The sequence below is a fragment of the Paraglaciecola sp. genome (assembly GCF_039943935.1).
Taxonomy (GTDB): domain Bacteria; phylum Pseudomonadota; class Gammaproteobacteria; order Enterobacterales; family Alteromonadaceae; genus Paraglaciecola.
In genome coordinates this window covers 143,499-155,934 of the sequence record NZ_JBDUZQ010000004.1, presented here as the reverse complement: position 1 = coordinate 155,934, position 12,436 = coordinate 143,499, and the positions used below count along the sequence as shown (strand labels likewise).

At 40.7% G+C, this 12,436-nt stretch carries 10 protein-coding genes; all 10 read right to left on the bottom strand.

Going from position 1 to position 12,436, the window contains the following annotated elements; genetic code table 11:
• Position 1: 1 nt before the first annotated feature.
• The 10 genes from ABJD71_RS02630 to ABJD71_RS02585 all read right to left on the bottom strand — a co-directional run bounded on the left by ABJD71_RS02630 (position 2) and on the right by ABJD71_RS02585 (position 12,436).
• Complete coding sequence (locus tag ABJD71_RS02630) at positions 2 to 172, bottom strand: hypothetical protein (RefSeq protein ID WP_348164112.1); 171 nt, start codon at positions 170 to 172, stop codon at positions 2 to 4.
• An 83-nt stretch (positions 173 to 255) separates the two neighbouring features.
• Positions 256 to 1,926, bottom strand: a complete 1,671-nt coding sequence (locus ABJD71_RS02625) for a hypothetical protein (RefSeq protein ID WP_348164109.1) — start codon at positions 1,924 to 1,926, stop codon at positions 256 to 258.
• Complete coding sequence (add, locus tag ABJD71_RS02620) at positions 1,916 to 3,010, bottom strand: adenosine deaminase (RefSeq protein WP_348164106.1); 1,095 nt, start codon at positions 3,008 to 3,010, stop codon at positions 1,916 to 1,918. Before add ends, ABJD71_RS02625 begins: the two co-directional genes overlap by 11 nt.
• Positions 3,011 to 3,128: 118 nt before the next feature.
• The gene (locus ABJD71_RS02615) at positions 3,129 to 3,419 is read right to left on the bottom strand and encodes a hypothetical protein (protein ID WP_348164103.1); all 291 of its coding nucleotides are present in this window, start codon (positions 3,417 to 3,419) and stop codon (positions 3,129 to 3,131) included.
• Between the two features lie 12 nt (positions 3,420 to 3,431).
• A complete protein-coding gene (locus tag ABJD71_RS02610; RefSeq protein WP_348164100.1) occupies positions 3,432 to 3,728 on the bottom strand; it encodes a hypothetical protein in 297 nt (98 codons plus the stop codon).
• A 240-nt stretch (positions 3,729 to 3,968) separates the two neighbouring features.
• The gene (locus tag ABJD71_RS02605; RefSeq protein ID WP_348164097.1) at positions 3,969 to 5,132 is read right to left on the bottom strand and encodes a helix-turn-helix domain-containing protein; all 1,164 of its coding nucleotides are present in this window, start codon (positions 5,130 to 5,132) and stop codon (positions 3,969 to 3,971) included.
• Between the two features lie 362 nt (positions 5,133 to 5,494).
• Positions 5,495 to 8,047: an exo 1,3/1,4-beta-D-glucan glucohydrolase gene (locus ABJD71_RS02600; protein WP_348164094.1), complete on the bottom strand. Its 2,553-nt coding sequence runs from the start codon at positions 8,045 to 8,047 to the stop codon at positions 5,495 to 5,497.
• A 428-nt stretch (positions 8,048 to 8,475) separates the two neighbouring features.
• Positions 8,476 to 9,669: an aminotransferase class I/II-fold pyridoxal phosphate-dependent enzyme gene (locus ABJD71_RS02595; RefSeq protein ID WP_348164091.1), complete on the bottom strand. Its 1,194-nt coding sequence runs from the start codon at positions 9,667 to 9,669 to the stop codon at positions 8,476 to 8,478.
• A 68-nt stretch (positions 9,670 to 9,737) separates the two neighbouring features.
• Positions 9,738 to 11,171, bottom strand: a complete 1,434-nt coding sequence (locus ABJD71_RS02590) for an aldehyde dehydrogenase family protein (RefSeq protein ID WP_348164088.1) — start codon at positions 11,169 to 11,171, stop codon at positions 9,738 to 9,740.
• A 38-nt stretch (positions 11,172 to 11,209) separates the two neighbouring features.
• Complete coding sequence (locus ABJD71_RS02585) at positions 11,210 to 12,436, bottom strand: Zn-dependent hydrolase (protein WP_348164085.1); 1,227 nt, start codon at positions 12,434 to 12,436, stop codon at positions 11,210 to 11,212.

Here is a 12,436-nt window from a genome sequence, read left to right as displayed (position 1 = left end):
GCTATGTATCAACTAAAGCCCTTCTCAAGTGATCGATAGCGTATAGAGGTTGGGATGAATATTGATAGCTGACTATCGAGGAAATTAAACTATCTAATGCTGCCTTTTCATAGGTACGAGCAGACATATTTGACAAAATAAACTCAGCTATTTCTTTTTTCTTAATCTTCATAAACTCAAGTTTTCAATGATGATTAACGAGATTCATACCCATAAAGGGGCTGCATTTGGGTACCCAGTTATTCGTCGCTAACGTTAGAGTTTAGGCGCTGCTTTTTCTTGAAACGAAAGTCCAAACAAAAACAGCGCACTGATGAAATACGCCCCTGAAATTTCATAGGGTAGTGACAGCAAACGTGGCGCTAAATCTGCTGGTAAATTCCAAGGAAGATACATAGAGCCCGTTGCTGTAACCGAATGTATGATACCAAATAAGGAGAACACGCCGGCAACAGCTAAAAAGTAAGATGCTTGTTTTAGGCGTTTATCCATCATTAACGCCACCGTTGCTCCCCAAAAAATTGCCGTGAGAATATATCCTTGAGATAACACCCGCATGGCGTAATAACCATTGTACCAGTGGTTTGACAACAGAGTATTGAGTCCAAAATGCAGTTCAGATGCTAACCCGCCTTCTACAGCGCCATCAATTTTTGCTTGGGCAGACATCAAACCAAAATGCACAGTGTTCAATAACTCATCCATTTTTACATAGACTAGGTTAATCACTGCAGGAATCATTGCCACAATGATGGCTGGAGTATGGTTCGATTCTTTGGTTTTTGAACTTGAAAACGCCAAGGAGATAATATCGATACACACTATGACCAAGAGCGGCAGAAATACAGCTTCTGGAATATAGCTGAGCATAAAGTTTAACAAGCCACTAAAACAAATCACTAACATGGCTAGAATGGTAAACATACAATATAAGTGCCCTGCCCCCATACGTTTGTAGGTTTCGATACCCAGGTAAGGCGTGGTTTGCCCTACCCCACCAAACAGCCCAAGAGTAAAGGTGGCGGCCGCATCAGCGATAATCACGTTTCGTGTGGAATAGTTGAGATTAGATAACCGAGCAGCGGCTACTATGTTAGTCGCAATAACAGACACCAATATAGCTAGTGGTGCGATAATCGCTAGATAGCCTAAGGTATATCCGAATAAGTGCTCTAATCCCCCCATCTGTAAATAGGGAAGGTGTAGGCCTAACGTGTCTGCACTGTTAGAAGAAGCTGCGTGTTCTGGTATCAATCCAAAGCTTTCAAACACATAGTAAAGAGGCAAGCAAATCAACAAGGCAACCAAAGCACCGGGGGCACCTACAGGTAATCGAACATGAGCCATTAAACTAACAATACAAATAATTAAGGCCAACAAACCAATTAAAGGCATTTGAAACGCCGACAATACAGGGTTTGCCCCTAACCAAACAAAAGCGACACCAGCAATTGAGCCCAACATGCCAGCCATAGGAATAAAACGGCGAATAGCGTCGTTACAAAAAGCTAAGGCAAACTTGATTATGCCTAACCATAATGACGTCCCCATTCCCACATACCAACTGTAAAGCAAGGCTTTTTCAGGGTCCTCAAACTCAGCGTTGAAAAACTGTAATGAAGGGCCAACGATTAATAAAATAATCGCCACTACACTTGTGATATCAATGCCTAAAGGTATTGCCGTTTTTTGCTCACCTGTTTGCTTACTTAAGCTAATGGCCATTCTGCTATACACAAGGTTACCTAAGAGGACCCCTAAGGCTAACGCAGGCGTAACTTTTTCAATGATAAAAGTAACCGGAAATCCCACAAAAGACAGTAACCCCAGCATCACAAATAAGGTAACTACAATATCAAAGAAAAACGTAAAGAAAGCATTGAGCTCAGGCCGTAAACCTAGGTTTGAAAATAATTTACTGGTCATGATTTACTAGCCCGCCACTATTAGACTGCGCCATGCTCGATTGAACATTTGTGGTGTATTTAGAAAATAAATCATCGATTTCTTTGGCCCACTCTTTATGCCAATAGGCCTTTTTATCTTCACTTATCCAAGCAGCATCAATACCGTTTAAAATAAAGCCTTTGATATCTGATAAAGAAAACCCCATTTCTTCAACCAGTAGTACATATTCATTGGCTAAATCAGTGCCCATCATGGGAGGATCATCCGAGTTAATCATCACCTTCAAACCACCTTCTACCATGCGTTTAATGGCATGTTGTGGGTCTGCTAGATCATGCCAATGAGTGGTAATTGTGGTAGTTGAAGGGCATACGGTGAACACTATATCTCCCTTGGAAAACTCTGCCAGCATATCGGGGCAATCTACAATATGATAGCCATGGTCGATACGCTCACAGCCTAAAATATCTACAGATTTTTGTACATTTTCGGCGGGGCCAGCTTCACCTGCATGAGCGGTTAAACGCAAACCCTGTTCTTTAGCTAATTGAAAGGTTTCTAAGTGCAATTCTGGAGGGAATGGATTTTCATAATAATCTAAGCCAATACCCACAACTTTGTCACGCTGAGTGTTAAGAATGGTGCGCAAAAAAGCGAGGTTTTCATCTGCAGGCTTTTCTCGATTAACGCCGGGTATAAGCTGACATTCAATGCCAAAGTTCTCAAACGCTCTATTTTTACCGGCAACAACACCATTTAGACAGGTTGCATAAGAAACACCATATTTAAAATGCGCCTGAGGACTGAAAAACAATTCAACATATCGCGCACCATTCATATGGCAATTAGCCAAACACTCGTAAGTTACCCGCTCAAAATCTTGATGATCTACAATCGACTCACAAACCAAATTGTAAACATTAAGAAAGGTCGCTAAGTCTTTATCAAACTCATATAAATCAAGTGGCTTAGCGTACTCTGGCAATACAATGTTATTTTTAGCCGCTAATTCAATTAAGGTGAGTGGCATCACCGAACCTTCTAGATGCAGATGTAATTCAGCTTTAGGCAAGGCCGCCATTAATTCTCGTAATGTATTCAATGCACTTCTCTTTATTAGTTTTATTATGAAAAAGTCATTTAAAATATAAATTTAGTTTGTATGCAGTTCCACCATATACTAGGTCTAATTTATACAGCAAACTTTTAACTCGCTTCTGTCATGGGGTTTCATAAAATGCTGACACCACTAAATCATTATTGTTGAAATTGATATTACATTTAACTAAGTGCAAATTAAGCCAACTACTATGAACAATTCGTTTACCTAGTTGCAAGTTTTCTATGGTGTAAGCTGATAAATGTGTGGTGTCTAATTGCTTGATAATATTAGGGTAATAGACTCCTTGTGTAAAATTTCCACAAAGATAATAGACTTCCTTTCTAGCCTCGTTAGAGTAGAAACCTAGAACAGTTAAACCCAATATACATAGTGCAACAATAAGCTTCATTGTTAAGAGCCTTTAGTTAAGGGTCACCAAAGAGTAACCAGTGTATAAAATAATGCATCCAAGTAAAGTACAAACCATAGCTTTAATTTTGTTAAAGCTTGTTTTTGTTCCACAAATCAAGAACCAAAACATAATTGAATACATGACCAATTCACTTGCACTTTTAAGCAGTAAAAGTTGACTTGATGCCCCTCCTATCCAAAATTGCAGAGGCAAGCTTTTAAGGTAATAATCCCAAGACAATTGATACAAAATTGCCACAGGGATAACCCCCATACATAGCAATATCCAGAAATTAAATTTTCGCATGTTACTTACAATTATTTGCTGTGTTGTAAAGGTTATTACTGCTTATTTAGCTAACCGTAATTGATTAAAGGCATGAAAAACCTTGAACTGAGGTTTGCTCAATGAGTCATTTTAAACGGTCTCTACTCTGCAGAAGAGTGTCCATATAATGGTTAAACTCTTGACTAAATTGGTAAGGACTCTCGTAGCCAGCGACCGCCGTTACTTATGTCGACCGCCACACCTTCAGTCATCTTGATATTACCCATTGGTTAATCTATTTCGCTTTTTATATTCAGATGGCGTCATACCTTCTTTTTTCTTAAAAAAAGTATAAAACACGGATTTACTGTTAAACCCTACTTCATAAAAAACCTCTGTTATCGATTTTTGAGGTGCATTAACGAGCAACCGCTTTGCCTCATCAATACGATATCTATTGATAAACTCATAGAAATTAACCTGAAAGTGACGATTCAACGTGACAGATAAATCCTTAGTAGATACGTCTAGTGTTTTTGCCAATTCATCTATGGTGATATCAGGTAAAAGATAAGGCTTCTCAGACTCCATAATGGTTTCAATACGCTGGGTGTAGCTAGGTTGTTGCGCCTTTTTTTCATCCCCGATTTGTTCAGGTGTTTGCGCAAGTATTGGCATAATAGAATGGGACTTAGTGACACTATAAAATAGCAGTGAAACTACAAGTAAAAAGGTAGCGTAATAAGAAAACAGCCCTAAACCAATAAGGGTAGAGACATCAATCTCAACACGTAAATTCACCACTTTAAGGACACTTAAAATGACCTCCACAAACATAATAATTAAAAAGCCAACAAGTAATAACTTAAGCCAGTTCAAATCAATGGTAGAGATATCGGCTCGGGCTTCTTTATGGCGCGAGTGATAACGGGCAATAAGCACAAAACAGCTCACTATATAGAACATACGTAACAGTTTTATAGCAGTGTCAGAGGCGATGAAATGCCAAGTGTGATAAAGCTCCCAATTTTCGATGGAGATTTGCTTCGCAAGGTCACTTAGGCTGTAGTAAACCACAATTAAATAAACGGCATATGCCACAAAGGGAATAAGGTGAAGCAAATCTTTTTTGGTCAGTTTAAAGTCGCTGTATACCGAGGACCTAATATAGAAATACAGCAAAGCCGCATCTAAACAGTAAGCGAGACTGCCTACAAAAAACAAGTTGGGTTCAAAGTCCAAGACTTCAAACCTAAATCTCACTCCAAAAAATGTTAACTCATGAAATGCAATTAACGCTTGGCTTGCTAAAAAACCCGATAGTAAGTAAGCACTAATATCCGGCATTCTATGGCTAGAGATAAGCATTAGCGCAAACAAAATAGAAAGTACAAATGTCATCACTAGAATGATGTCATTCAAATTAAAAACGACGCTACTCATAAACTTAAATTAGATATCCGCTTTAAAAATTTAGCCGTAGTTAAGTAGTTTGCTTTCAAATATTAAAATACACAGGCTATTGGGTTAATTTGAAAAATTCGGCCAAAATCCACTAGGTGACAAATGCTAGCCTATTCTCAAAGGGGATCCTATGAATTTATGTGAAAGAGTGACCAGAGGTTAACTTAAATACTTGAGGGCATTAAAATTGAACACGTTTCATGCTCTACCGTTTAAAAAGTAAAAAGGTTAGTCATTGAGACCAACCTTTGCATTATCATTTTTGTAGGCTTTAACTCACTCGAGCTGCTCTTTGGTAATCATTTACCACAGAGCAACTTTTTAGTTAAGTTGGTTCAGCCTTATTGACAACTAATGGTCGCATCTTTTGCAGTTTGAGGAACCAGGTTTATATCCGACACAGATATTTGCAATGCGCCTTCAGACTCTAAGGAAAACGGTGACACTATTTTTTCGAATTTAATGCCTTTATCAGCAAAACACTTCAAGTCGAAGCTTAAACTAGACCACTCATCTAATGGCAGAGTGCTAACCGACTCTGTTATGTCTAACTGAGTGCGACAGCTACCCTTCTCTTCAGAAAACGCTTCGCAATTCATAGCAACATACACTTTATCAGCTGGTTTGCTATCCAGTTTAACTAACATAGACAAGCTACTTTGAAGTAATAAATCCTTAGTGATATCTTCTCTGAAACTACTCTTGCTTCTAATTCTCACGCCCGCTAATTCATTACCATCCAACTTGATTGAAAATGAGTCTTCTTGAACTTCCCTATCTACTGTGCGGTATGCAAGTCCTTCTATTTGGTGAGAGTTAGCACTAACTAGAATTTCTTCATCACCAGTAAATAGATGCATTAACCAAGGCTGGTGCATAGCGCCTGTGTATAGGTGCCTGACTTGTGCTTTGTCCACATCTAAGGCTACGAATTCAGATAAGTTATCATCTAAAACATTCTCATCTTGGTATGTCAGACCAAAGCCATACGGTAATAATGGCGCATAATCAGCATCACCAAAGTTAACATTTGATTGCTCTGCAGACTTAGGCCAAGAAAATGATAATTTACCTTTAAAGTCATGTTGCACCGAACCATCAGCATTAGCTAATACGACCTCTGCCACTCCGTTTCCTTCAGAGCCTGGTAACCAAGCTGCCACAAGGGAGTCAGATGCATTCAACTCAGCATTGATCCACATTGGCCTTCCAGAAATAAATATGGAAACAACCGGTATACCTTGAGCTTTAAGTTTTTTAACTAATGCTAAGTCTCGTTTGTCCCCTTGTTGATAGCTTAAGTTTTCTCTATCACCGTGACCTTCTGCATAGGGCTCTTCACCAAAAACAACAATAGCAACGTCAGGCTTGTCTTCGAATTCACCATCAACATTTAGATTAATCGTGCCACCAGCTGCAGTAACTTGCTGCTGTAATCCATCATAAATTGAAGTGCCACCAGGAAAGTCTGCATTAGTATTATTGGTACCTTGCCACGTAATAGACCATCCGCCAGATTGCTTGCCTATATTATCTGCAGCATCACCTGCCACTAAAATCGACAGTTTAGGGTCTAACGGAAGTAAATTATTTTTATTTTTCAGCAGTACTAACGATTCTCTTACTGCTTTGCGAGCCACGTCTCTATGACTTTGTTGACCAATCAACTCTGTCTTGCCAGAAAATTTACGGTCTGCAGGGCTAGGTTTGTCAAACAAACCTGCACGCACCTTAACTCTTAAGATACGGGTCACCGCATCATTGATCCGTGACATAGGAATAGTGCCGTCTTTTACCTGGGCGATGGTATTTTCATATAATGGTTTCCAAGCATCGGTTGGTACCATAAAAATATCTAAACCGGCATTGATAGATTGTGGGCAGCTATCGTTAGTGCACCCTTTAACCTGGCCATGGCCATTCCAATCACCAACAACAAATCCATCAAATCCCATTTTGTCTTTTAGCACATCAGTTAACAGGTACTTGTTGCCATGAACTTTATCACCATGCCAACTGTTAAATGACGCCATAACAGATTGGGCGCCAGCGGTTAGGCCGCCTACATACCCTTGTGCATGTATATCAAACAGCTCTTGTTCACTGCTTATGTTATCGCCTTGATCATCCCCCTTAACCGTCCCTCCGTCACCGATAAAGTGTTTTACAGTACTGATCACTCGGCTATCTGAAAGAAAATCTTTATCTGCATGACCTTGCAGACCTTTTACAATTGACGCAGCGTAATTTCTGACGATTTCAGGATCTTCAGAATACCCTTCATAGGTACGACCCCATCTGTCATCACGCACCACAGCTACCGTTGGCGCAAATACCCAATCAATCCCCGTCACCATCACTTCGGTGGCTGTTACACTGGCTATTTTTTCAATTAGGTCTGGGTTATTTGCAGCACCCAAACCAATATTATGGGGAAATAACGTAGCACCAATAACATTGTTATGACCATGAACGGCATCTGTGCCCCACATAGTAGGAATGTTTGTTCCATCGACACTATCGTCAACTGAAGCTAAGTACATATCATCAGCTAACTTTATCCAATCTTCAGCTGTCGAATGTTTATTGTTATTAGGAAATGCCCCACCACCATTTAGATAAGAACCAAAACCATAGGTACGCATATCTTCTACCGTAATATCTCTAATTTCAGGTTGGATCATCTGTGCAACTTTTTGCTTCAACGTCATCGAAGCCATGATCTCTTTTACCGTGGCTTCAACCTCTTGGTCTTGCTTCACTGCTATATCTAATTTAGGCCAAATTTCTGCAGCCTTAGTATCGTCAATTGCACGTGTGTCATTGCCATTATTACAAGCAGTTAAAGCAAACATTGCGCCTGCTAAAATAATAATTTTAAGTGGTGTGTTCATAGTCTATCCCAAATTATTGAATTCAAAATTGGTTACTGATTTGAATTATTTTATTGCCATACAAAATCAATGACGTGGAAATTATTTTAAACTTGAAAGTTTGGCGTCCTAAAAACAAGCTGACATTCAAACCCGGCTACTTTTGAGTTCGAACAAGCGTTCGTCTAACCGAACATCCTTTTATTTATAAGCGATGCAGCCTAATTAGCTTGCAACGCAAAAAGTAAAAAAATAGTTAAAAAACACGAAAAATAACGAGTAAGTATGAATAAAAAATTTAGAGAGTCTCCAAAGGCTGGCTCATCGACTAGCGCATAATCATATCAAACGAGTGATTTTTAAGGAGTAGAGTTAAGGTTCGATTGCTCAAAACTGCAATCGAACACTTAAATCGATTTGTTTAAGGGTCACGTAAATATAGCTGTTGGTTACTCGTTTGATACCTGAGTAAACTGTGCCATAAATGCTTCAATTCGAGCGCAAGCATCATCCAATTGCTTATCGTCCACAACATAAGAAATTCGAATATAGTTGGCAGCACATTCTCCAAATGCGGTAGCGGGCAACACCCCAATTTTTTGTTGTGCGAATAACATTTCAGCGAATGCTTGACCGTCTAACCCGGTTTGACTCACATTAACTAATAAAAACATAGACGCTTTTGGGGGGACGCAGGTTAACAATGGCTGCTGATTGAAACAGCTTAACAAACGATCTCGGCGACGTTGATAGGTCACTCTCATTTTTTCAGCTTCGGCCAAAGCATTGGGATCGGTTAGCGCAGTATAGGCCGCTTCTTGAACAAACCCCGGTAATCCGTAAAGCATACACAAAGATAAGTTACTTAGATGGTAAATTAACTCGGTAGGTCCTATGGCCCACCCAGCTCTCCACCCCGTCATGGCGTGAGATTTAGATAAGCTATTTAACGTCACTGTGCGCTCGGCCATATTATCTAATCCAGCAATACTAACGTGCTCGCCTTCAAAAATGGTATGACTGTACACTTCGTCTGACATAACCCATAAATCATTTTCTAGGGCTAAATCAGCAATAAATTGTAGTTCACTTTTGGTAAGCATTACGCCACTCGGGTTACTGGGCGTTGCAAAATAAATCGCTTTGGTTTTATCTGTTATGGCTTGCAGTAGAGCGTTTTCATCAAGACAAAAATCATGGTCTACGTCCATAGAAACAGGCACCAATTTTGCCCCTGTTAACTGAATACAAGCTTCGTAGGTGACATAATTAGGTTGCAACACTAAGACTTCGTCGCCTGCCTCTAAAATACACATAGACGTGGCAAACAACGCATTCTGTGCCCCTGCCAGTAAAATTACATTATCTTTGGTAACTTGCTGACCGCAACTCCCTTGGTGATCAGCTGCAATTTTATTACGCAGGTGATCTCTGCCTTCAATATCAACATAGTGGGTATCTCCCCCTCGCAAGCTTTTTACTGCACTTTCAACAATAGGGGCTGGAGTATCAAAGTCTGGGTCCCCAATACTTAGCACAATAACACTTGGGTCCTGCTCTTTTAGTGCTGTGGCTTTAAAGTGAATATCCCAAGCGTCAACGGTTTCCCCTTGAATTGCTAGAGTAAGTGGCGCGTAACGCATAAGAATTCCTAACTACATATAAAAAATGGCGTGTAAAAACACGCCATCATTAACTTAACGATTTAAGCCTATTTCGCTTCAGTATCAATCAATAGTGCTTTGGTCTCTGTGTATTCTTTGAGCCCATCTAAGCCCCATTCACGGCCGTTTCCAGATTGCTTATAACCGCCAAATGGCGCATCTGAATTAAAATAAGCGCCTTGCAAATAACACTGCCCCGCTCGTAACTTCTTCGCTATTTCGATCGCACTTTTTCGTTCAGCAGCATACACCGCTGACGACAAACCAAATTGCGTGTCATTGGCTATGGCGATTGCCTGTTCAATATCATCATAAGGAATAATACAGAGCACAGGTCCAAATATTTCTTCTTGAGCTATGATCATATCATTACTCACATTTGAAAAAATAGTGGGAGCAACATACGCACCTTTACTCAATTCTTTAGCAACGTCTGTACCTCCGCAGAGCAAGGTTGCACCTTCAGCAATCCCTTTTTCAATATAGGCTAAAACTCGACTTTGCTGTAAATGAGAACTAAGAGGTCCCATGTTGGTATCTATGTCTCTTGGATCGCCTAGCTGCCATTCATTTGCAACTGATATTGCAATTCTCTCAACATCTTTAAGTTGTTCAGCTGGAACAAGCATCCTAGCCAGAGCATTACAGCTTTGCCCTGTATTAATCATAATATCTTCAACGCCATAACGAACAGCAGCGTTTAAGTCCGCTCCTGGCGCTATAATAAAAGGAGACTTTCCCCCCAACTCCTGACACACACGCTTAACCGTTGGTGCGGCTGCTTGAGCCACCTTAACACCTGCCTGTGTAGAGCCTGTAAAAGACACCATATCAACATCAGGGTGACTGCATAAAACTTCGCCAATTTGACTGCCAACACCTGTTAACAAGTTAAATACACCTTTGGGAAGAGGTGTTTGATTAATAATGTCAGCCAAAATTAAATCTTGCAGCGGTGTTTGCTCTGCAGGCTTAACCACCACAGTACAACCAGCGGCCAGAGCAGGCCCTAATTTACCCACAAGTTGCGATAGAGGATAGTTCCACGGGTTAATTAACACACACACACCTACCGCTTCACTGAGCACAATATGACTATCGAACGTTTCCTGTTTGTCCATTTCGGGAGCAAGTACAGCAAAACTTCGCAAAGCGTCAATCGATCCTTGCACTTGTATATCTTCTGCAATAGAAATAGGGCAACCCATTGAGCCAACAATAGATTCTATCAACTCATCTTTACGAGCCTCCATACCATCTGCAATAGCATTGATCATAGCTGCGCGAACCTCAGTAGGTTGTACTGACCACTCACCAAATGCTCGCTTAGCTGCTGCAACGGCAAGCTCTACATCTTGTTTATTAGCAGACGGAACTGTTGCATATACTTCAGCCGTAGCGGGATTAATCACGTCAAGCGTGTCACCACCTTGGCTGTTGATCCAATTTCCATCAATATAGAGTTGTTCAAAAGTGTTCATTTTATACCTTATAATTATGATGATTAACTTTACGGCTATTACATCGCTAACTTCATGACAGCGCCTAACAAGACTTGGCAACCTGCTGCAATATCTTCTGATTTAGCGTTTTCTGCTTCGTTGTGACTGATGCCTTTTTCACAAGGTATAAATATCATAGAGGTAGGCGCTACCTTAGATATGTAAACCGAGTCGTGGCCAGCCCCTGAAAACATTTCTTCGTAAGGTAAATCCATATCTTCAACAGAGGTACGCACTGCATCAATACATGTTTGGTCAAATGCTACGGCAGGTGAGTCCCACTCATCTACAATGTCAAATTTGACATCACAAGCATTGCAAACCTGTTCTGAAATTTGTCTAAATTTTTGGTCCATTTTCACCAATATATCTTGGTTTGGATGTCGCAAGTCTACCGTTATCGTTAAGGTTTCGGGAACAGTGTTACGAGAACCAGGGCTGACAGTAATATCTCCAAAGGTTGCCCGGGCTTGAGGTGAAAACTCATCTGCTAAGGCATATAGCTGGGCAATAATTTGTGTCGCCGCTTTAACAGGATCTTGTCTTTGCTCCATAGGCGTAGGTCCCGCATGTACGGGTTGACCGTGAATAACTAGATCGTACCAACGCATCCCTTGTACACCTTGCACCACACCTATTTGTTTACCTACCGCTTCTAAAATTGGCCCCTGCTCAATATGTAACTCAAATGCCGCTTTTATTGGAAACGGCGCACAAGGCGCATTACCTAGATAGCCAATACGCTCAAGCTCTTGTTGAATTGTGGCTCCCTGTTTGTCAGCCCGTTGCCAGCCATAATCTAAAGAGAAGTCGCCACACCAGACCCCAGAGCCCACCATGGCAGGAGAGAATCTAGCGCCTTCTTCGTTTGTCCACACAGCAACTTCGAGAGGGTGCAAAGTCGTTACATTAGCGTCATGCAAAGTACGCAGTACCTCTAAACCACCTAATACACCATACACACCATCAAACTTTCCGCCTGTTGGCTGAGTATCTAAATGACTGCCCATTAATATAGGAGGTAAACTATTGTTAGTGCCCGCTTTGCGTAAAAACAGGTTGCCCATTTGATCGACTCTACGCTCGCACCCTATTGCCTCGGACCAAGTAACAAACAAATCTCTGCCTGCTTTGTCTAAATCAGTTAACGCTTGGCGATTACAGCCGCCTTTATCGGTTGTACCAATTTCAGCCATGGTCATCAAACTAGACCACAACCTTTCACCATTAATTTGTAAGGTCAT

Excerpts from the sequence above, each read along its gene's own strand:
- ABJD71_RS02590 (WP_348164088.1), bottom strand. The coding sequence starts at position 11,171 with ATGAACACTTTTGAACAACTCTATATTGATGGAAATTGGATCAACAGC.
- ABJD71_RS02595 (WP_348164091.1), bottom strand. The coding sequence starts at position 9,669 with ATGCGTTACGCGCCACTTACTCTAGCAATTCAAGGGGAAACCGTTGAC.
- ABJD71_RS02625 (WP_348164109.1), bottom strand. The coding sequence starts at position 1,926 with ATGACCAGTAAATTATTTTCAAACCTAGGTTTACGGCCTGAGCTCAAT.
- ABJD71_RS02605 (WP_348164097.1), bottom strand. The coding sequence starts at position 5,132 with ATGAGTAGCGTCGTTTTTAATTTGAATGACATCATTCTAGTGATGACA.
- ABJD71_RS02600 (WP_348164094.1), bottom strand. The coding sequence starts at position 8,047 with ATGAACACACCACTTAAAATTATTATTTTAGCAGGCGCAATGTTTGCT.
- ABJD71_RS02585 (WP_348164085.1), bottom strand. The coding sequence starts at position 12,436 with ATGACCTTACAAATTAATGGTGAAAGGTTGTGGTCTAGTTTGATGACC.
- ABJD71_RS02615 (WP_348164103.1), bottom strand. The coding sequence starts at position 3,419 with ATGAAGCTTATTGTTGCACTATGTATATTGGGTTTAACTGTTCTAGGT.
- ABJD71_RS02610 (WP_348164100.1), bottom strand. The coding sequence starts at position 3,728 with ATGCGAAAATTTAATTTCTGGATATTGCTATGTATGGGGGTTATCCCT.
- ABJD71_RS02630 (WP_348164112.1), bottom strand. The coding sequence starts at position 172 with ATGAAGATTAAGAAAAAAGAAATAGCTGAGTTTATTTTGTCAAATATG.